At 39.1% G+C, this 20812-nt stretch carries 19 protein-coding genes; 8 read left to right on the top strand and 11 right to left on the bottom strand.

The window, feature by feature from the left end:
* The first annotated feature begins 132 nt into the window (after positions 1-132).
* Positions 133-759, top strand: coding sequence for a glutathione S-transferase family protein (locus tag I3B46_RS12135; protein WP_104873424.1), 627 nt, complete (start codon positions 133-135; stop codon positions 757-759).
* Positions 760-819: 60 nt separating this feature from the next.
* On the opposite strand, the gene I3B46_RS12140 is transcribed toward I3B46_RS12135, so the two are convergent.
* On the bottom strand, positions 820-1152 hold the full coding sequence (locus tag I3B46_RS12140) for an MliC family protein (RefSeq protein WP_004919278.1): 333 nt from the start codon (positions 1150-1152) through the stop codon (positions 820-822).
* 238 nt (positions 1153-1390) lie between these two features.
* Here I3B46_RS12140 and I3B46_RS12145 point away from each other — a divergent pair, with 238 nt between their 5' ends.
* The 3 genes from I3B46_RS12145 to ttcA all read left to right on the top strand — a co-directional run bounded on the left by I3B46_RS12145 (position 1391) and on the right by ttcA (position 5131).
* Positions 1391-2086, top strand: coding sequence for an aspartate/glutamate racemase family protein (locus tag I3B46_RS12145; protein ID WP_104873423.1), 696 nt, complete (start codon positions 1391-1393; stop codon positions 2084-2086).
* A 443-nt stretch (positions 2087-2529) separates the two neighbouring features.
* The gene (locus I3B46_RS12150) at positions 2530-2778 is read left to right on the top strand and encodes a helix-turn-helix domain-containing protein (protein ID WP_004919272.1); all 249 of its coding nucleotides are present in this window, start codon (positions 2530-2532) and stop codon (positions 2776-2778) included.
* Positions 2779-4216: 1438 nt separating this feature from the next.
* On the top strand, positions 4217-5131 hold the full coding sequence (gene ttcA / locus I3B46_RS12155; RefSeq protein WP_060561302.1) for a tRNA 2-thiocytidine(32) synthetase TtcA: 915 nt from the start codon (positions 4217-4219) through the stop codon (positions 5129-5131).
* Between the two features lie 344 nt (positions 5132-5475).
* On the opposite strand, the gene zntB is transcribed toward ttcA, so the two are convergent.
* Both zntB and I3B46_RS12165 read right to left on the bottom strand, forming a co-directional pair.
* Positions 5476-6459 (bottom strand): zinc transporter ZntB, encoded by a 984-nt coding sequence (gene zntB, locus I3B46_RS12160; protein WP_004919264.1) that lies wholly within the window; start codon positions 6457-6459, stop codon positions 5476-5478.
* Between the two features lie 710 nt (positions 6460-7169).
* Entirely contained in the window at positions 7170-8792 is a 1623-nt protein-coding gene (locus I3B46_RS12165) for a peptide ABC transporter substrate-binding protein (RefSeq protein WP_004919261.1), read from the bottom strand.
* Between the two features lie 445 nt (positions 8793-9237).
* Here I3B46_RS12165 and tpx point away from each other — a divergent pair, with 445 nt between their 5' ends.
* Positions 9238-9741, top strand: coding sequence for a thiol peroxidase (gene tpx / locus I3B46_RS12170; RefSeq protein ID WP_014658239.1), 504 nt, complete (start codon positions 9238-9240; stop codon positions 9739-9741).
* A gap of 46 nt (positions 9742-9787) precedes the next feature.
* Here the strand turns inward: tpx and I3B46_RS12175 are convergent, their stop codons facing one another.
* From I3B46_RS12175 to pspA, 8 genes are all read right to left on the bottom strand, one after another.
* Positions 9788-10162: a hypothetical protein gene (locus I3B46_RS12175; protein WP_014658238.1), complete on the bottom strand. Its 375-nt coding sequence runs from the start codon at positions 10160-10162 to the stop codon at positions 9788-9790.
* A 177-nt stretch (positions 10163-10339) separates the two neighbouring features.
* Positions 10340-11899, bottom strand: coding sequence for a transcriptional regulator TyrR (gene tyrR / locus I3B46_RS12180; RefSeq protein WP_014658237.1), 1560 nt, complete (start codon positions 11897-11899; stop codon positions 10340-10342).
* A gap of 236 nt (positions 11900-12135) precedes the next feature.
* Complete coding sequence (locus tag I3B46_RS12185) at positions 12136-13191, bottom strand: YcjF family protein (RefSeq protein ID WP_004919253.1); 1056 nt, start codon at positions 13189-13191, stop codon at positions 12136-12138.
* Positions 13188-14585, bottom strand: a complete 1398-nt coding sequence (locus I3B46_RS12190; RefSeq protein WP_060561304.1) for a YcjX family protein — start codon at positions 14583-14585, stop codon at positions 13188-13190. The genes I3B46_RS12185 and I3B46_RS12190 overlap by 4 nt, the downstream gene beginning before the upstream one ends.
* Before the next feature lie 120 nt (positions 14586-14705).
* Positions 14706-14888 carry a hypothetical protein gene (locus I3B46_RS12195; RefSeq protein ID WP_004919249.1) on the bottom strand — a complete coding sequence of 61 codons (183 nt, stop codon included), beginning with the start codon at positions 14886-14888 and terminating at the stop codon, positions 14706-14708.
* 89 nt (positions 14889-14977) lie between these two features.
* Positions 14978-15331, bottom strand: a complete 354-nt coding sequence (pspC, locus tag I3B46_RS12200) for an envelope stress response membrane protein PspC (RefSeq protein WP_014658236.1) — start codon at positions 15329-15331, stop codon at positions 14978-14980.
* On the bottom strand, positions 15331-15561 hold the full coding sequence (gene pspB / locus I3B46_RS12205) for an envelope stress response membrane protein PspB (RefSeq protein ID WP_004919244.1): 231 nt from the start codon (positions 15559-15561) through the stop codon (positions 15331-15333). The genes pspC and pspB overlap by 1 nt, the downstream gene beginning before the upstream one ends.
* Positions 15562-15641: 80 nt before the next feature.
* On the bottom strand, positions 15642-16313 hold the full coding sequence (gene pspA / locus I3B46_RS12210) for a phage shock protein PspA (RefSeq protein WP_004919242.1): 672 nt from the start codon (positions 16311-16313) through the stop codon (positions 15642-15644).
* 284 nt (positions 16314-16597) lie between these two features.
* On the opposite strand from pspA, the gene pspF reads away from it, so the two are divergent.
* The 3 genes from pspF to sapA all read left to right on the top strand — a co-directional run bounded on the left by pspF (position 16598) and on the right by sapA (position 20810).
* Positions 16598-17611: a phage shock protein operon transcriptional activator gene (pspF, locus tag I3B46_RS12215; protein ID WP_004919240.1), complete on the top strand. Its 1014-nt coding sequence runs from the start codon at positions 16598-16600 to the stop codon at positions 17609-17611.
* A 550-nt stretch (positions 17612-18161) separates the two neighbouring features.
* Positions 18162-18770 (top strand): hypothetical protein, encoded by a 609-nt coding sequence (locus I3B46_RS12220; protein ID WP_004919238.1) that lies wholly within the window; start codon positions 18162-18164, stop codon positions 18768-18770.
* A gap of 366 nt (positions 18771-19136) precedes the next feature.
* A complete protein-coding gene (gene sapA / locus I3B46_RS12225; RefSeq protein WP_053110861.1) occupies positions 19137-20810 on the top strand; it encodes an ABC transporter substrate-binding protein SapA in 1674 nt (557 codons plus the stop codon).
* Positions 20811-20812 lie beyond the last annotated feature (2 nt).

The raw sequence follows: 20812 nt of genomic DNA on the forward strand, positions 1-20812 counted from the left end.
ACGTATAGGCGTCGTTTCATCGTCGCCATTAGCAATAATGGCGCTTTTAGCTGATATCACCACATTTAAATTGCGCTTCCTATAGAGCTATGTTATTCCCATTATTTCTTATTGATGCTTTTCGAGGCCGTTATGCTAAAGATCCTAGGTCGTACCACATCAATCAATGTTCGCAAAGTCCTGTGGGCTGCACAAGAAGCTCAACTTCCCTTCATTCATGAGCCACAATGGGGAGATGAGTTAAGCCTAAAATCTGCTGATTATCTTAAGCTTAATCCTAATGGGCTCGTCCCCGTATTAACCCACGAAAATGGTATTTTGTGGGAAAGTAATACAATTTGCCGCTATATTGCCACCAAGGCACAACGCTTTGATCTGCTGCCTGAAAGCCCAGAAGAAAAAGCAGACGTTGAAAAATGGATGGATTGGCAAGCAACTGAACTAAACAGCGCATGGCGTGCTGCTTTTATGGCACTTGTTCGGAAAAGTGATAGTTTTATCCAGTACCCTGAATTGATAGCTAAAAGTACTGATGAGTGGAACAGTAAAATGCTGCTGCTTGAAGCAGAGCTTGAAAAAAATGGTAATTTTATTAATGGAAAACAATTTACGGTAGCCGATATTACTCTAGCACTCTCTATACATCGCTGGTTGCTTACACCGATTATTAGGCCAAACACCCCTGCTATTTCACAATATTATCAGCAAGTATTAACGCGTCCTGCCGCTAAATTATATTTAGACCCCAATATCCCTTAATTTCAATAACCGATAATTAGTAAAGTAGAGTGTGCTAAATAAATTAGCACACTCCATTAATTATTTGACTAATTTACAAGTACGGCCTTTATCATCAGTAATGCGATTGTTAACAACATCATCTTCAGAAATTGTGGCTAAATTAAACTCATTCTTCCCATGAGACCACAACTGCATGTTTTCGCCAACATAACGAGCACCATTTGCTGCTGGAGCGCTTTTTAACACGATAAGTTCATCGCTATAAAGCATCACAGCGGTATTTTCATCAGGGAATGAAACCCTAATTTTCTGATCTTCACACTTATAAGTGTCCGTTTTTGCCGCAAAAGCAGATGACGCTGTTAATGCAGAAACAAGTGCTATAGCCGAAACTGAAATAACTTTACGCATTTTTTCTCCTTAAATCGCTTTGAGAGGTTCTTACCTCTCGGCGATATCATGACAAATCTCATTTTTTGATACATAAGATTCATCCGTAATTATTCTTTTTTCGTCATTTCATTTTATTTTTTTAATTTATCTAAGAGTTTCTACTTGTTATTTTAATAGCTTAAATAATCTATTGCCCTAAAAAAATAGTTGTTATAGAAGTATTCTTAGTTATAAAAAATATAATGGAGAAACGGATATGAAAACAATTGGTTTAATCGGGGGAATGAGTTGGGAATCAACTTTGCTTTACTACCAGCAGATTAATGAAGGCATCAAGCAACAGCTTGGCGGTCTTCATTCAGCAAAAATCGCTTTATATAGTGTCGATTTCGCTGAAATAGAACATATGCAATCGGCAGGGCAATGGGAGCTTGCGGGTCAATACCTTGCGCAGGCAGGAAAAAACGTAGAGCAAGCAGGTGCTGACTTTGTTGTACTTTGTACTAATACAATGCACAAAGTTGCCGAGCAAATTGAGAATAACATTAATATTCCTTTACTGCATATTGCTGATGCGACTGGCGAACGCATTATCAATTCAGGCATTAGAAAAATCGGTTTATTAGGTACGGCTTTTACGATGGAGCAACCTTTTTATAAAGATCGTCTTCATGAAAAATACAATTTATCTGTGCTCACACCTAACGACCAAGATAGAAAAATTGTTCATGACATCATTTATCAAGAGCTGTGCCTAGGAAAAATCACTAACGGATCTAAAAAGCAATATCAACGAATTATGGCATCACTGGTTGAAAATGGCGCGGAAGGGATCATTTTGGGTTGCACAGAGATCACGCTATTGGTAGATCAAAATGATACATCGGTACCTATTTTTGATACAACGGCTTTACATGCTCAAAAAGCTGTTGATTTTGCTTTAAGCGAATAATAAATATTTATTTCCTTGAAAATAGCACCTTACTATTATTAGCTCAAAATAGAGTAAGGTGATCTTATGAGGTTAAATACTTTATTGATAATAGACCTTCTATTTTTGAAACAGATAAAGTGGGATAGATTTATCGTTTTTACTTTTAATTGTATTTACCTCATTTTTCGTCATTTCTTACCATGAACTAAGTGGATTTACTTAACTTTTCTTATGTTAAGAAAAATTATTTATCCAGTGATATTAGTTTTAATATCTATAACTGTACAAATCTGACATTTTTTAGATTCATTTATCGCCAAATTCACTATTAGATAAATATAAAATTTCCATATGATTATTTTGACTTTATGAAATACACTTTTTTAGCAGAATAATACTATTGAATTAATCATATTATTTCTGATAATAGCCTTACATTTTACGCTATGGATAATTGACTCATGAAGCAACCAAACTTTAGAGGAATCGCTTTAGGCAACTATATTAGAAAACTACGTACATCCCGAGGTATCTCTACAGAAGCCATGGCTGCTGCATTAAAAATATCAGAACGAAACTATATTCAATATGAAGAAGGAAGCGTCTCTATTTATGTGGAACACCTAATGATTGTTTCTAGTATACTGGATGTGGATATTAAACATTTGCTTGAAGTTTTTGAAAAACCAGGAAAACCAACTTGGATATAGATATTGACTGTCCTTCCTTCCCCCCTGAATATACAGCAGGGCTAAACGCCCTACTGTTTCCAATGTTATTTAATTTTTTGTTATTCTTAGTATTATTCTAATGATCATTTTATGATAAAGACTAGCTAGTAAATTTAATAATTAATAGTTTTAAATGAATAATAAAATTTAACAATATGAGTTAAATAAGTTAACAAGCATGCGCTTTACAAAAAAAACAGTAATAATCGCTCAATATTAATGTGTTATTGCTACTTTTATTAGCAACTATGCCACCGTATTTTTTAATATCTAATTGATAAAGCAATGCATTATCAAAATATCAACGAGATATACTGTGAATTTCTAGCTGTTTTTTAATGCGTTAATAATTTTCACTGCCCTAAAATTTATTCTAATCCAATCGCAACATCAAAGCTAAACCACTTTATGGTGGCAGCCAATATTTTTGATTTCTTACCGACACACGATGTCAAAAACCCTATGCTTGACTGATAAACGCCATAACAGCACCAGCCAATGAAAAATCTACTTTTTATTCACTAATCACCATTGAATACACTTTTGATGACATTTAATCTTTATTTATTTAATATATAACTTAAGTTGATTTTTTATCTGGGGTATTGGGTGAGTAAATTACATAAATACTGCACAAGTCGGTATTCATTAGCCATTGTATTTTTCCTGATTTGGATGTTGATCCTTCCTAGTATGACGCTTGCCTCGATACTTGTGTTTAAATATCGAGTGCTAGATGTAAATCATGCCTATTCACTTATGTTAGTCGTTTTATTTGTCAGGATTTTTTTATCCATTATTGTGATTCTATTTCTATCTTGCATGACATGGATAAAACCATCGATATGGCGGGTTATCGCTTTATCTGTTGTGTTAATGCAATTTGTTTTATGGCTAGATTCATACATACCTTGGCTAACTAATCTCCGGCACTAATGCCGCCATTATCGCATGCCAACCGATATAATTTATTGATATATAAGTACCTCTATCACTATGGAACCCACGCTTTTTAGAGGTTGTAATGCGCGTTGCTACGATACCTAAAGATTCTAGGATTTAACAGATTTGAGTTTGAGCTTTTGACTATAACTTCCTATTTTTCATTGTGTTATGAACACCACAATAATTGAGTTATCTTCCATTACTAAAGCTCCTCATTTATTAAAATGGATCAATTTTGACTTACCTGTATCGAAAGACCTCGTCCATCTGCTATTATGGCTGGCTTAGCAATTTCCTTACCGAGGATTGCCTTAAGTTTTTTGTTAGTGAGTTTATTGCCCGCATCCATAAAGCGCCTTATTTCTTATACAAAAGATACAGCAAGATGATAGGCCATGAGGACAATTAAAAACAAAAAACTTAAAAATCATTGAATTAAACAATAATCAGCAACGATACAGAACAGTAGAAAATGAACGCACAGAAAGAACAATATAACTTTAACAAGCTACAAAAAAAATTGCGCCGTGATGTAGGGCAAGCCATTGCCGACTTCAACATGATTGAAGATGGCGATCGGATTATGGTCTGCCTATCTGGTGGTAAAGACAGTTATACCCTACTTTCTATTTTGCAAAGCCTGCAAAAAAGTGCACCGATCTCTTTCTCGTTGGTTGCTGTTAACTTAGATCAAAAACAACCCGGTTTCCCCGAGCATATTCTCCCCGAATACCTTGAAAACCTCGGAATCGAGTACAAGATTGTTGAAGAGAATACCTATGGGATTGTAAAAGAGAAAATCCCAGAAGGGAAAACAACATGCTCACTATGCTCCCGTTTACGTAGAGGCATTTTATATCGTACCGCAACAGAATTAGGCGCAACTAAAATCGCACTAGGCCACCATCGCGACGATATCTTACAAACTCTTTTTCTAAATATGTTTTACGGTGGAAAACTAAAAGGTATGCCACCTAAATTAATGAGCGATGACGGTAAACATATTGTGATCCGCCCTTTAGCTTATTGCCGAGAAAAAGATATTGAGCGTTACGCCCAAGCAAAAGAATTTCCAATTATTCCGTGTAATCTTTGTGGCTCACAACCTAATTTACAGCGTCAAGTAATTAAAGATCTGCTACGTGATTGGGATAAACGCTACCCAGGTCGTATTGAAACGATGTTCAGAGCCACTCAAAATGTCGTTCCCTCTCACTTATGTGATACTGAGTTGTTTGATTTTAAAAATGTCGCTCATGGCGATACCGTCATCAATGGTGGCGATTTAGCATTTGATCGAGAAGAAATCCCCACACAACACCAAGTTGATGATGACGATAGACCTGAATTTACTGCGGAACGCCTGAATGTTATTGAGGTGAAATAACGCCATTGCCACCATCACTTTGTATGAAGGTGGCAAGATACTTATTTGTATCATGTTGCGCACCTGAATGTCGCTACCCCAACAAATATCCGTTTTGCATTCTCTACAATGTGAATGGATTGAAGGTAAATTTAGAATAAAAAAAAAGCCGATGCAATATACATCGGCATTACAGTGGTCAATTATTCTGTACAAGAACTCAATATGAGAAAAACTACAATTATGGAGCACAACGTTCATCGCTCAACGTTGCATTCACCTGCGGAATTAATAGTGCCCCAAATCAACGTACCTTTTATTGATTTATCTCAAACAAGGGTGGGTTAACACAGATAACTTTCTTTTTAAAGCCAACGGCTTTTTCTCAACCACCAAAAAACAGTACCAATTAATACCGCCAATAAGAGACAAAATACGCTGAATGCAAACCTAAATTCACTGCCAGGAATACCTGCTAAATTGACCCCAAATAACCCTGTTAAAAAAGTTGTTGGTAAAAAAATCATCGCAAGTAGTGACATCGTATAAATACGACGGTTCATCATTTCGGTCATCATATTGGTGATTTCATCAGACATAATTGCTGTACGCGAAACAAAACCATCCAAATCCTCAATACAACGCCCTAAACGATCGGAAATTTCCTGCAACCGCCGCCTATCGGTATCATCAATCCATAATAGCTTTTCTGTCGCCAAACGCGCCAACATATCCCGCTGTGGTGCCATATAGCGACGTATCACAATAATTTGTTTGCGTAATAACGCGAGTTCACCGCGCTCAGGGATTTCACCATTCAAAATGGTATCTTCCATCCCAATTAAACGTTCATGTAAAGTATCGGTAAAGTCGCTGATTTCATCAGTAATCGCATCCGCAACTTCCACCAGCCAATCTCCGGTACTTTGCGCACCAACCCCTTCTTGTAAGTCAATAATAACTGAATCGAGCGAATTTACTTTTCTATGGCGACTTGAAATAATCAATCGACTGTTAATAAAAACACGGAAAGCGACTAGCTGTTCAGGGCGCTGGCCTGCATTAGTGTTCAACGTTTGCAATGTTAATAAAATGCCATCGCCAACTCTCAAAATTCGCCAACGACCTGCATGGCCACAAAGCGCGGCTTTAACTTGTTCGCTAAACAGCTCTGAGTTTTGGATCCATTGCTCACTTTCACGATTTTTATAATCATAATGTAGCCAAAAAGGAGATTGTTGAGTGGCACTCGCGTTAACATCAAGGGGAATAAATCCACCCTCTCCATTTAATTGGAATGCATGTACAGGGTTTGAACTCTGAAATAATGAGCCATAAATCAACGCCATGCCGTTATCTCCTTCCTTTTAAGCCAGTTATCGTTATAGCATAGAGGGAATGTGCCGGAAATATCAAGGTGAAAAATAGCGTTGACCCAATTCACGGTTTTATCGTATCGATAATATAAGAAATATCTTAGATTAGATTGAATATATAGGTAACATAAAATATAGGTTGAATAACGCCTATTTTTGCTTATTAGCTTATCTCAAATAAGCCCTACCAAAGCTTGAAATATCAGTATGGTACTGTTAAATCACATTTAGAATATTTATTATTCTCCATATTTTCACCATACCTGCTTATTATCTATTCATCATGGTAGTCATAACAAAATTCGCAAGTCCCCACTATCCAGCCTAACGCCTATATTAATATGACACATCAAAGCGAGTATATTCTCTTCGCTTATTCGACGTAACATATAAAATTTTGTTTAATTAACAGACAGCTATCAGATAATACGTAAGAATAATGCGTTAAAATGAAAGTATAGTCAGTAGAAAAGAACGATTTGTTTTGCAACCGCCATTTTTGCTAAATACCAACATTACTTTGCCACAAAAGAACAATAAATTAACATCGGACTACATTAGTATTCACTTTGTAGTGTTTATTCCTTTTTTGGTCCTCCTTCTGTCTCTCCAGCGGAAGGAGCTTTTTCTTTTTTACACCCAAAAAAACAGCCCATATAAAAATATATAGGCTGCGTATGGCGTTAGTGTTCAATAATATAAAAACTATGGCTGTATGCCACATCTTCAGGGTTTTCTATTGGATACCCTTTTAACCATGGCTTAATCAAACGCCCATTCGTATACTGATATATTGGGGCAATCGGTGCTTCTTGAGCGATTATTTCTTCCGCTTGATTATAATAACGGTTACGCAACTCTTCGTTTGTCTCAATACTCGCCGAAGCCATCACCTCATCATATCTTTTGCTATTAAATTTGGGGATATTGCCACTGTGTTGAGCGGTTAATAACGATAAGAAGGTAGAGGGTTCATTAAAATCACCTATCCAAGATGCCCTAATGACGTCAAAGTTCCCCGTATTGCGGCTATCAATATAGGTTTTCCATTCTTGGTTGACTAGCTTAACTTCAGCCCCCAATTTTTTCTTCCACATTGAAGCCACAGCAATGGCAATTTTTTGGTGATTTTCCGAACTATTATACAGAAGAACCAATCTTAACGGGTTATTAGGCCCATAGCCTGCTGAATGCAATAGCGCTTTTGCCTTTTCATCTAACTCTTTTTGGGAAGCATTATCATACATCCCTTTTTGCGGTTTGAATCCGGCTGTCACGTCTGGCGTAAAACGATTTGCTGGCTTTTCCCCTGTACCTAATACTTTTTTAGCAATCAAATTACGATCAATCGTCATTGATAAGGCTTTACGCACACGAGCATCGTTAGTTGGCGCTCTTTGTGTATTAAATGCATAGTAATAAGTGCCTAATTGGTCAGGTGTGAAAACCTCATTAGGAATATCTGCCAGTAATTTTTGATAACGTTGTTTAGGGAAAGATTCTGTAATATCCAAATCCCCCGCTAAATAGCGATTTGTTGCATTTGACTCTTGGTTGATAGGAACAAAAGTCACTTTTGTGATCACAGTATTTGCATGATCCCAGTAGAATGGATTTGGTGTTAACACAATTTTTTCATTAACCATTCTATCCGATAATATAAATGCACCATTACCCACTAAATTACCAACTTTAATCCAATCCGCCCCATATTTTTCGACCGTCTTAGCATGAACAGGGAATAAGCTAAAGTTAGCCGTTAAGGATGGGAAATAAGGAATTGGCTTATCAAGCGTAATTTTAAGGGTTCGTTTGTCAATGGCTTCTACCCCCAGTTGGTCGGCAGGTAATTTCCCATCAATAATTTGTTGTGCATTATTAATACCAGCAAGGGCACCAAACCACGCAAACGGTGAGGTATTTTCAGGCATAACTAACCGACGCCAGCTATATACAAAATCGTCGGCTGTCACAGGGTCACCATTTGACCAACGCGCATCAGGACGTAGCTTAAACATCCACGTTTTATTATCCGTCGTGCTCCAACTTTGCGCAACGCCGGGGATAGGTTTCCCATGACTATCTTGATTAACCAACCCTTCGAATAAATCACGCATAACCTGAGCTTCAGTCAGCCCAACAGACTTTATCGGATCTAAGGATGCCGGTTCATCTTTTAGATGACGGGTCACCTCTTGCTTTTCTGCCAGTACTGTACCAGCAGGAATAACAGCCGAAACAGCAGGAGCAGCGGTAAACATCGCTGTAAAAATAATAGCTAAAGATGAAAGTGAGCGTTTATGCATTTTGGGATTCTGTCGTATTAGCAAATAAGGTTAACTGACAATTTCGTGCTACGAGACCGAAAAATCAGCTAAGCAAATATAAAAGATATTCTACATATTATGACTAATAAAATATCTTAGCTAGAGGTTGATGGCTTCACAAAACGACCAAGAACCCTTTAGGCATCATATTCTTTCATTGTTTAAAAATCTATATACTCTACTCTAATCTGTTTCCGATGACAGACTCTTTTCTCACCACTTTAACCCTTTCTAGGTATTGTGCTTTCCCCATGGAAAATCACTTGATTTAAAATAATGAGATAAGCACTTAATTAGCAATCAAAGCAAATTGGTTGTGTTATGTTGCTATTGAATTCATCTAGTGCTAGCTTGGTCGCTAGCAAGCTCATCAATAATAATATTCGTAGTTTCACAAACTTGCTCATATATGGGAGAAAATAATATGTCACAGTCCGTCAAGTTAAAAGGTAATGAAGTCACCGTTGATGGTGTATTTTTACAACCTGGCCATCAAGCAAAAGCATTTACCTTAGTGACTAAAGACCTTTCTGAAGCAACATTGGAAAGTTACAAAGGTAAACGTAAAGTTCTGAACATTTTCCCAAGTGTTGATACTGGTGTTTGCGCTGCATCTGTACGCAAATTTAACCAACTCGCCAATGACCTCAACAATACTGTTGTCCTGTGTATTTCTGCTGACTTGCCTTTTGCACAAGCACGTTTTTGTGGCGCAGAAGGTTTAGACAACGTTGTCACTCTTTCTACTTTCCGTCACCCTGAGTTTGCCAAAAACTATGGCGTTGCGATGACGAGTGGCCCACTAAAAGGGTTAACAGCACGTTCTGTTGTCGTATTAGACGAGAATGATAAAGTGATTTATAGCCAGTTAGTTCCAGAGATCACTGAAGAACCTGATTACGACAAAGCACTTGCTGCATTGAAGTAATCCTCAATAGCAGCCAGCCTAAAAACTGGCTGCTTATTCCCATCAACTATTCCACATAGAGCCAATTCAGTGGCTTGCCCTGTTTAGCATTCACTAAACTCGCAAACAGTTTATTTTCGCTCATCATATTGACTAACGAGTGAGAACAACAACTGAGGATTTTCATTGCCTGCTCTTTATTTGCGGGGCATGAGGATGTGAGGATATCAATAATAAGATCACGGGGTTTATTGCCATTTTTAACAAGGGCTTCCCATGTGAAACGATGGCGTTTTTCTAAATAGCGGGCTGCCGCTCTATTCATCAAATATAACTCAGCAGCCGAGGCCGCTGACTCAAACATATCATTTTTATAATGACGTTGATTGAGATACTCACGTAGTTTTGTATTCACAATAAAGTTAAGAGCGAATTGATCCATAGCAACTCCTTGCAGGCACACGGGCGGCCTTGCGATATCGGTTATCATCAATCAAAATACAGCTTTAACGTTTTTCAAATGAATATCCAGTTATTCTCAGTATAGTTTGCTTTTTGTGCTAAAAAATACCCGCAGTGATGAAATCATCGCCAACGATCACATTTTCATCAAAAAAAGTTATTCTTGCTCTTTTTTCTGGCTCAATCCATATTCGCGTAACTTATTCGCAATCGCGGTATGGGAAACGTCAAGGCGTTTTGCCAACTTCCGTGTACTTGGATAATCACGATATAAACGTGCGAGTACCGATGCCTCATAACGTTTTGTTATTTCATCTAACGAACCATTTAAAGAGTCAACAGCCACCGTTGGTAAATTATCTATTTCTGGCAAATCAATATCATGTGAATTGAGGACATCCCCTTCTAATTGAGTTAAGCCTTGATAAATGGCATTTCGTAACTGCCTTACATTACCAGGCCAATAATAGCGGCTTAGATAATCAACTAAGGAAGGTGCTAATCGAGGTTTAGGGATATTTAACTCTTTAGAAAAATTCGCGACAAAAACTTCGGTTAGCGGCAAGATATCTTCTTGTCTTTCACGTAAAGGAGGAATAGTTAAGCTCAAAACATTTAAGCGATAATATAAATCTTCCCTAAATTTTTTCTGTGCAACGAGCTCTGGCAGGTTCTTTTGTGTGGCACAAATGACCCGCACATCCACTTTCACTTCTCGCTCTTCACCGACGCGCCTAAATGTTCCATCATTCAGAAAACGCAATAGTTTTATCTGCATTTGCGGTGACATTTCCGCAATTTCATCCAATAATACCGTGCCACCGTTTGCCTGTTCAAAGAACCCTTTTTTCCCATCTAAGGCATTCGGATATGCCCCTGCTGCATAACCAAACAATTCACTTTCGACCACATCATCAGGCATTGAAGCACAATTCAGCCCTAAAAATGGCGCACTACCGCGTGCACTATGCAAATGACACGCTTTGGCTAGCATATCTTTACCTGTTCCCGTTTCCCCAACTAACAATAAAGGCTCATCTAACATTGCGATACGTTTAGCACGTTCGACAACATGTGACATGGCGGGGCTACTGGCAACGATAAGGTCAAAACCATCCACATCTGCACCCACAATTTGCTTGCGCTGTTTTTCTAATATCGCTATTGATTTTAGTAATAAAACAGCACCAGTACAGTGTGACTTGCCATTTTCATCCGCTAAGATGATTGGCGTGACTTGCATTAAATAGTCATTTCCTTTTACGGTTACTCTTTCCGTATAAGGCTCAGGCTCTTCTCGCTCAAACCAACGTTGTAAACCATGGTTACTAACCAGTTGCGAGAAAGTCTTTTGTTTTATCTTGGTTTCATCCACGCCAAAAATTTGTAATGACATTGGGTTAACCAATTCAATGTTTAGTTTATTATCGATGGATAAAACTGGTTCAGGGAATGAGTTTAATAGCGCCCACACCGCCTTATGCTCCCGCTCAGACGGCATGAAAAAGATACGACGTACATCAATTACGCCATTAATACGACGAATTTCTGCCATTAACGTGCTAAACACCTGAAAATCAACAGGCGTAAAATTGAGGTATATCCGTCTCTGCGCCGATATTTCAATGCCTTTAAGATCAATATTCTGTAGGACCAATAAATCAAGCAATTCACGAGTTAGACCGATACGGTCTTGGCAAGTCACTTCGAGGCGCATGGATAAAAACCTTTAGCAGAAACAATATAGATCTAATATTTTAGCTTGATTTACGGTAAGAATACAGCACATGTGTCACATATTGTTGACACTAATAATTTACAACGTGGGAAAATGGCAAAATTGCTATTACGACAATAAGTAATAATCAGGGATGGTTGTAGAGATAACCACTTTCTGTTTTTAGGCTGGCAAGTGTACTTTACTGTCAATCACACCTGCCAGCGATGAGACTTTTATTTAGCGTCTTTTTTGCTCGGAACCGCATTTTTTATTTGGCTCAGCAGTTGCCCTCGGAAATCAGCTAAACGCGGTTTATCATCAATCCACGGTAATGGGCGACACAACTCCATCGCTTTAATCCCTAATCTGGCGGTTAATAGCCCTGCACCAATGCCTTGTGCGGCACGAGTAGATAAACGAGCCGTAATATCTTGCGATAACCAGTCCATACCCACTTCACGGATCAGCTCTGACGCTCCGGCAAAAGCAATGTTAATTAATACCATTCGAAAGAGTCGAATGCGGCTGTAATACCCTAATTCAATGCCGTAAATTGCAGCAATTCTATTAATTAAGCGAATATTTCTCCATGCAATAAATGCCATATCAACAATGGCAAGTGGGCTGACCGCAATCATCAGAGCAGACTCGGCCGACGAGCGGCTGATCTCTTTACGTGCTTGTTCATCAAGAATCGGCTGAACTAATTTGCTATACAACTCAACCACTTCACGGTCATTGTGTGTTTCCTGTATCGTAGCCTGCCAACGTTGCACTGCGGGATGCTGCTCCGAAAGTGCCGACTGTTTTGCCAGTTTTTCACAAAAAACTTTCCCTTGCCCCATGCCATGGCTGTGTAGCAATTCCCTTGCAATATCACGCTCTTGAGCCCGCTCTTTTAAGCGATATAGACGCCGCCATTCTGTGGCAATTGATCCGACACCTGCAACGACAATTAGTCCTCCTGCGGCTGCTGTACCCAATGCAGTCCAATCTTGCGTGACCCATGACGTGTGGATCCAGATACCTAACTGAGCCATCACACTCACAGCAAAAATCCCAACTGCCGTTCCGACTAGCCTACGCCAGAAACTCCTTTTAGGCTTAAGCGCTTCGTTAATTAAACTTTCAACCTCACCTTCTTGCTCATCTTGCTCGGCCTCAATTTCTACGGGCGTAAATTTATGTTGCTCTTGCGGATCAAAGTGGCGTGCTTTTCTGAGTTTTTCAGCCTCTGCTGCTATATCTTCTTCGGAAAAATCAACTCGTTGTTTGATTGGTTCATTCATTTCAATTTATCTCCCAACAAGAACTCTAGTGCACTGTCCATCCGAATATGAGGTAACGGCTGATCTAACGGTGTTTGCCGAGGACGGAAGTTTTCAAACTCAAACCGCTGCTTTTGCCAAAAGACTTCACTCGGAAGCCTTTTTGGAACCTCCCCTGGATAGAATGTCATCGATTGACCATCGCTCAAACGTTCCCCTTTTAATGCTGGCAGCTTTTCACCTTGATAATCAACAATACCACTCTCTGTGGCTTGGATAGACGCAAGACCAATACAATCCATGCTAATTCCTTCGAATGCTGCGTTTTGCCAAGCCTCTTGGACCAACTGCTGTAATAACGACACTAGGTTAGCATGTTGATCTGGCGTGACATGGTCAGACTTACTTGCAGCAAATAGCAGCTTATCTATGCAGGGGGAAAACATACGTCTTAGTAGCGTTCGTTTACCATAATGGAAGCTACGCATTAGCTGTGTCAGAGCCATGCGCATATCGTTAAATGCGTCCGGACCACTGTTTAAAGGTTGTAAACAGTCCACCAGAACAATTTGCCGATCAAACCGTTGAAAATGGTCTTTATAAAAGCCTTTTACAACATTCTCACAGTAATATTGATAGCGACGCTGTAGCATACCAATGTTGGTATGCTTATCGGCTTGCGCCAGTTTTTTCTCACCATATTTTTCGATATTCGGCCATGGAAAAAACTGTAATGCTGGCGCTCCAGCAAGCTCCCCTGGAAGTACAAAACGTCCGGGTTGAATAAAATGTTGGCCTTGCGCTTTACACTCTTCTAAATACGTGGTGTAGGCCGTGGAAATTGCCGCGAGTAAATTTTCATCGGCGGGTGCGAGTGGGTCACATGACTCACATAATGTTAACCATGCTTGCGCAAGCTTACCTCGCTCCCCTTTTTGTAAGGTCTTCATTTGAGAAGACCATTCTAAGTAGCTTTGATCAAGCATAGGAAGGTCGAGTAACCATTCCCCTGGATAATCGATAATTTCCAGATATAAAGAAGAGTTATCAACAAAATGACGAAAAAATGAGTCTTCTGAGCGATAATGTAATTTCAAGCGTATTTCACTGACACCGCGTGTCGGCGTTGGCCATTGAGGGGGATGACCATATAATTGTGCGATCCCTTCATCATACGTAAAGCGCTGGATCGAAAAATCACGTTGCGGTATCCGTTTTACACCCAGTAAACGGTTATCTCGTGCGGCTGAAAATAGCGGTAAACGCGCACCACTATTTACATTTAATAGCTGATTTACAAGAGAAGTAATAAATGCTGTCTTTCCACTACGACTCAGCCCAGTTACGGCGAGCCTAACATGGCGATCGACACTACGATTCACCAAATCCGTCAATTCATTTTGCAGCCGTTTCATATTTCTCCCACTCGCTCAAATATTATTGATGCCTAATTTAGCATAAATTCAGCATCACTAATTTGTTGAGTGCAATTTGTTTTTATACGGTTCAATCAATAACCACTGTATTTTATACGATTATTTTACTATCCGTTTTGTTAAATAACCGATGACCCACTTACTGCCTACTATTTTGAGTATTTTGCCAAGAATACCTCCTGGCCCATAAGTTATGGCAAGTGTTGCAACTATCTTCAACCCTTTACTGAGTGCTTGTTTTTTGGCTTGTTGTTTGAGTTTACGTTTAATATTCGTTTGCATAGTGCCACCGCATGAATTTAAGCGTTGGATAGACATTTTAGGGAATAAAACAAAAGTCTTATTCCCCGAAATGTGAGGGCGCACATTAATTATAAATGACGAAACTTACTATTAACGGTATAGGTATCTGAGGTGACATAGCGCTCTATTTGGCGTAAGCGTAGTTCACCTGATTTTAACTGTGCATCAATTTCATTAAATAGTTTTGAAACTTCAACACTAACATCTTGACCTTGATAACCACTTGGAGCTTTAGGTAACACAAAACACATGACGATATATAAGACCAGTGTTAACCCGAAGCTCATAAAGAGTGCCAATATGGCAATCACCCTGACTAAGGCAACCGGTAAATCAAAAAATTGTGCGATACCGGCACACACTCCGCCAAAAACACGACGGTCAGTTAATCGATATAATTGGCGATTGCGAAAATCGGTCATTATTTTTGCCTCCAATTAGGATGTTCCGCATCCAGAATATCTTCCAACGTTTTAATGCGCTGTTGCATACGTTGTGTCTGCTCTGCAAGCTGAGTTAAACGTTGGATTTCATTTTCTGTTAGCTGGCTCCCCTGCCTGTTATTCTGTTTGTTGTAGTGTAACCACAACCAAAACGGCAGAATAAAAATGAGAAAAACAATCAGTACGAGAGACAGAAAAACATAGCCCATCACATTTCCTTATATCAAATGGTGGTATCCGCCTTCCCTAGCGCAGCCATTCGCTACGCTAAGGTTTAGGGATTACAAAATTACTGTTCTTTATTAGTGTTGATTTTAGCCTTTAATGCCGCTAATTGTTCACTAATTTCATCATCTGCTTTCAATTCAGCAAATTGTTGTTCCAATGATTTTTGTTTACCAATACCGTAGCTCTGAGCTTCACCTTCCATATGGTCAATACGGCGTTCGAACTGCTCAAAACGTGCCATTGCTTCGTCTAACTTACCACTATCGAGTTGACGACGAACATTACGGCTAGATTGTGCCGCTTCTAAACGCACCATCATGGATTGCTGTTTAGCGCGCGTTTCTTGCAATTTATTTTCAAGCTCAGTGATTTCACCTTTCAAGCGCGTTAGCGTCTCTTCAACAATAATAAGCTCATGTTTTAAGGTATCAACCATTGAGTTGACTTTTTGCTTTTCAATCAATGCGGCACGCGCAAGATCTTCTTTATCTTTCACAAGAGCCAATTCCGCTTTTTCTTGCCAATCAGCGACTTGCTTTTCGCCCATTTCGATACGACGCTCTAAACCTTTTTTCTCCGCTAAAGTACGAGCCGATGTCGAACGGATTTCAACTAGCATGTCTTCCATTTCCTGAATCATCAGGCGGATCATTTTTTGCGGATCCTCTGCTTTGTCCAGCAAAGATGCGATATTTGCATTAATGATATCGGCAAAACGTGAAAAAATACCCATTATTTATTTCCTCTTGATGGATTTTATCATTCAGTAGAGCCTCAACCCGATTTTGGCTTCCAACCAATACGTGATGCTCCGTTTAACTGTTTTCATCCGCCACATAACGTTGTGACAAGGACATTCCTTCTATTACGATTAATTTAGTGCAATCAGCGTGCCAACTTTCATAAAAATACATAACAATTTGAATTATAACCAATAAATTATTTTTGTATTCATTAGCGTCAATCTAGACTATATTTTAAATAGGCCAACAAAACCAACTATTGGTAAAAATAACCATGAAAAACACTAATGATACAATTATTGGTAACTCATCTAACTTTTTAGATGTACTTGAACGGACGTCTGAACTGGCTCAACTAAATAAACCCATATTAGTCATTGGTGAGCGCGGTACAGGTAAAGAGCTAATTGCCGATCGCCTACACTACCTTTCTCCTCGTTGGCAAGAACCCTTTATCTCCCTAAATTGCAGTGGACTCAATGAGAATTTGCTAGATTCTGAATTATTTGGCCACGAAGCAGGCTCATTTACGGGCGCTCAAAAACGCCATCAAGGTCGTTTCGAACGGGCAGATAAAGGCACGCTGTTCCTCGATGAACTTGCTACTGCGCCTATGTCCGTACAAGAAAAGCTTCTTCGTGTTATTGAATATGGCGAACTTGAACGTGTTGGTGGCAGTCAATCTCTGAAAGTCAACGTGCGTTTAGTGTGTGCGACAAATGCAAATTTACCTGAATTGGCAAAAGAGGGCCGCTTTCGGGCAGATCTACTCGATAGGTTAGCCTTTGAAGTGATCCGTATTCCACCTTTACGTGAGCGAGTGTCCGATATCATGCTCTTAGCCGAACATTTTGCCATCGCAATGTGTGGTGAACTCAAACGCCCATATTTCAGCGGCTTTAGTCCAAAAGCACAGCAAGCGTTAGAGCAATATCCGTGGCCGGGTAATATTCGTGAATTAAAAAATGTGGTTGAGCGTTCCGTTTATCGGCATAAAGATAATGATGCGCCTGTTGAAACAATTATTTTTGACCCTTTTGGTGAGAAACTCGCCGCCCTCTCAAACCCTGAAAAGATACCAGAGCAAAAAATATCATTACCCTCTTTGCCATGTGATTTACGCCTTTGGCAGCAGCAAAGTGAAAAACAATTACTTGAGCAAGCTTTACAACAGAGCCAATTTAATCAGCGTAAAGCCGCTCAGCGGTTATCTCTAAGTTATGATCAGCTACGTGGGTTAATTAAAAAACATCAAATTAATCTTGATAATTTATCAACTAATAATTAAATCGATATGATACTAAAATAAATTGAAAGCTCTGTTATTTATCTCTTATGGTGTTAAATATCCATTTCAGTCAACGTCAAAACGAAGCTGACTGAACATGGCATGATTGTCTTTAACAGTACTTAAATGCTATTTCTCGGCAATAGTAGCTACATTTGCAATTAATGAGTGATTAATCCATAAACTATCTTTTCTCCCTATTAATAGTATTATTCGTAGGGGGAGTAAGAACGTATATTTTTATTTGTTGTGTACAACATAATTGAGTAGATAAATAATGACCGAACTAAAATAGCCGATGTGATTTTTTAAATATTGTTAATCTTCATATATCACTCTACTATTACATTAAAGGATAAATGGCTAATATCTCGATTAGTAAATATACGTACATCTAATAAGTGTGAAATAAACTGCAAGTAGAGCTATCAAGTTAACTGAGTTTAATTTAATTAACATTACGAAAGCTAATCACTTAATTTTTATTTTATACGTTACTTGTCATTGACCGTTTTGTCACTGTTTATGGCTATATTTTTGAGGGTATAAAATGGCTATCATAAAAAAAATGATTTTATTCTCTTTATTGATAAGTTGCACTTACTCTGCACATGCAATCGGTATTATAAAAGCACTTTCTGCATGCGATAGTCGTTTTTTTGAAGAGATAAAACATAACCAAGAATTCGCAATGATCCCCCAAAATATCACTATCGCTGAATTATTTAGTCAATCAGGCATCAATATTCCTTTGCAATACACCACTAAAGATGGTTTAGAACTTACCCACTTTATTGCCATTGCTATTGATCTTGAGCGTTATAAAGAAATTTCTAATAACCGGATTGGGGGAAGGTTTTATTACTGGGGGTTTGAAACATCCATGCCAGAACAAGATGTCATTCAACATTTATCTCAGCACATCCCCCTGATTGAAGGGGCTGGCTATTTTGTCGCCAATTCAAAAATGCGAAATGCGATTTCTGAACCTTGGCAAAAAAACCTCACGCCAGTTAGCGGCCTGATCCCTGTTGGTGATTCCGCTGAAAAACTGTTTTTTATCGAAGCCAACAAGGAAAATAACACGGTTAAAATTATGTGTACTTTACAAGGCAATGTTGAAGAAAAGGATTTACAAGCCGTTGGGTTAATACACTAGCCGACCCTTATCCGTTTTGATATGTATAATCTATCTATTTTGAGATAAAAAAAAGCCAGCACCCATGCTGGCTATAAAAAAACACTGGAAGCAATGTGAGCAATGTCATGCCTGACCACAAGCTTTTTGCTTAGGAGGCAAAGCGAATGATAATAGTTATCAGTACCATTTGTAAAGCGGTTTAATGAGATTTTTTCTCATTTAATTATAATTAGATGAATTTTAATAATATTATTTTCCTTTTTCAGACTGTTTTCTATTCATGACGGCCCTGCTTGTCCTAAAAATAAACACTATTTTTGCTTATATCCTGTCAGCCCCTTTTTACGCTACAATAGGATATTTAAGGTTAACGATATCAGTGCTATGCGCTTAATAATTCTTTGGCTTCTATTTACTTTTTCACTGGTCGCTCAGGCTAACGATGTGTCATATCAGGATACTGCGGCGAATGATGTTCCCAAAAACATCCGTCAAAACGGTTTTATCTATTGTGTTAATGGCATTGTTACCACTTTCAATCCCCAGTTAGTCAGTAGTGGCCTAATTGTCGACCCCTTGGCAGCGCAAATTTATGATCGCCTGCTAGATGTTGACCCTTTTACCTATCGGTTAATTCCGGAAGTGGCGTCACGCTGGGAGGTACTGGATAATGGCGCAACTTATCGATTAACACTGCGTAAAGATGTCAAATTTCAACAAACACCGTGGTTTACTCCAACACGTAATATGAATGCCGATGATGTTGTTTTTAGCTTCGCTCGCATGTTTGAAGTTAATCATCCTTATCACTACATTAATGGCGGTCACTACCCCTATTTTGATAGTTTGCAATTTGCCAATAGCGTACAAAGTATTCGTAAATTAAATGATTATACGGTTGAATTCCGTCTGAATGCCCCTGATGCTTCTTTTCTATGGCACTTAGCGACCCACTATGCGCCTATTTTATCGGCTGAATATGCCGATCACCTCGCTCAAATTAATCGCCAAGAGATGATTGATTGGCGCCCTGTCGGCACCGGACCATTTCGCCTTGATGACTATCAAGCAGGCCAATTTGTCCGTCTGTTTCGTAATGATAACTACTGGAAGGGTGAACCTCGCATGAAAGAGGTGGTTATTGATATGGGCGCTGGCGGTACGGGGAGAATCTCAAAATTGCTTACTGGCGAATGCGATGTGTTGGCTTACCCTGCCGCCAGCCAATTGTCAGTGTTACGTGATGACCCACGTCTACGCCTATCAATGCGTTCAGGCATGAATATCGCATATTTGGCTTTCAATACCAGCAAGCCCCCTTTGGACCAACTCAAAGTGCGCCAAGCCATCGCTTATGCCATTAATAATGATCGCTTGATGCAATCTATCTACTACGGCACAGCAGAAACTGCCGCTTCGATTTTGCCTCGAGCTTCTTGGGCCTATGATAATCAAGCCAAAGTGACTGATTATAACCCCGAGTTAGCCAAAAAAATGTTACAAGAGCTAGGACTTGAAAACTTGCAACTTGACCTTTGGGTGCCTGTTTCATCACAATCGTATAACCCTAGCCCATTAAAAATGGCTGAACTTATCCAAGCTGATTTGGCGCAAGTAGGCATTATCATGAATATTCGCTCTGTCGAAGGCCGTTTTCAAGAGAACCAATTAATGGATCGCTCCCATGATATGACTTTAGCGGGTTGGGCGACCGACAGTAACGACCCAGACAGTTTCTTCCGTCCTTTGCTGAGTTGTGCCGCGATAGCTTCTCAAACCAACCTAAGTCATTGGTGCAGCCCTGCTTTTGACGAAATACTGCATAAAGCACTGTTAACGGAGCAACTTGCCGCCCGTATTGATTACTATCATCAAGCCCAACAGCTACTGAGCGATAATTTGCCTGTTTTACCTCTCGCTTACTCTTTACGTTTGCAAGCCTATCGCTTTGATATGAAGGGCCTCGTGATCAGTGCATTTGGTAATACTTCATTTGCAGGCGTGTACAGAGATATGAATGAAAATAGCCAAAAAACAGGTCATAAACAGGAACAGTAACC

The organism is Providencia sp. 2.29, assembly GCF_015832305.1.
In the GTDB taxonomy this organism is placed as follows: domain Bacteria; phylum Pseudomonadota; class Gammaproteobacteria; order Enterobacterales; family Enterobacteriaceae; genus Providencia; species Providencia stuartii.

Coding starts and splice junctions, on each gene's coding strand:
- sapA (WP_053110861.1), top strand. CDS start 19,137: ATGCGCTTAATAATTCTTTGGCTTCTATTTACTTTTTCACTGGTCGCT.
- I3B46_RS12190 (WP_060561304.1), bottom strand. CDS start 14,585: ATGAAACGGCTGCAAAATGAATTGACGGATTTGGTGAATCGTAGTGTC.
- zntB (WP_004919264.1), bottom strand. CDS start 6,459: ATGGCGTTGATTTATGGCTCATTATTTCAGAGTTCAAACCCTGTACAT.
- I3B46_RS12195 (WP_004919249.1), bottom strand. CDS start 14,888: ATGCAAACGAATATTAAACGTAAACTCAAACAACAAGCCAAAAAACAA.
- pspA (WP_004919242.1), bottom strand. CDS start 16,313: ATGGGTATTTTTTCACGTTTTGCCGATATCATTAATGCAAATATCGCA.
- pspC (WP_014658236.1), bottom strand. CDS start 15,331: ATGACCGATTTTCGCAATCGCCAATTATATCGATTAACTGACCGTCGT.
- tpx (WP_014658239.1), top strand. CDS start 9,238: ATGTCACAGTCCGTCAAGTTAAAAGGTAATGAAGTCACCGTTGATGGT.
- I3B46_RS12175 (WP_014658238.1), bottom strand. CDS start 10,162: ATGGATCAATTCGCTCTTAACTTTATTGTGAATACAAAACTACGTGAG.
- I3B46_RS12140 (WP_004919278.1), bottom strand. CDS start 1,152: ATGCGTAAAGTTATTTCAGTTTCGGCTATAGCACTTGTTTCTGCATTA.
- ttcA (WP_060561302.1), top strand. CDS start 4,217: ATGAACGCACAGAAAGAACAATATAACTTTAACAAGCTACAAAAAAAA.
- tyrR (WP_014658237.1), bottom strand. CDS start 11,899: ATGCGCCTCGAAGTGACTTGCCAAGACCGTATCGGTCTAACTCGTGAA.
- pspF (WP_004919240.1), top strand. CDS start 16,598: ATGAAAAACACTAATGATACAATTATTGGTAACTCATCTAACTTTTTA.
- I3B46_RS12135 (WP_104873424.1), top strand. CDS start 133: ATGCTAAAGATCCTAGGTCGTACCACATCAATCAATGTTCGCAAAGTC.
- I3B46_RS12165 (WP_004919261.1), bottom strand. CDS start 8,792: ATGCATAAACGCTCACTTTCATCTTTAGCTATTATTTTTACAGCGATG.
- I3B46_RS12220 (WP_004919238.1), top strand. CDS start 18,162: ATGGCTATCATAAAAAAAATGATTTTATTCTCTTTATTGATAAGTTGC.
- I3B46_RS12150 (WP_004919272.1), top strand. CDS start 2,530: ATGAAGCAACCAAACTTTAGAGGAATCGCTTTAGGCAACTATATTAGA.
- pspB (WP_004919244.1), bottom strand. CDS start 15,561: ATGGGCTATGTTTTTCTGTCTCTCGTACTGATTGTTTTTCTCATTTTT.
- I3B46_RS12185 (WP_004919253.1), bottom strand. CDS start 13,191: ATGAATGAACCAATCAAACAACGAGTTGATTTTTCCGAAGAAGATATA.
- I3B46_RS12145 (WP_104873423.1), top strand. CDS start 1,391: ATGAAAACAATTGGTTTAATCGGGGGAATGAGTTGGGAATCAACTTTG.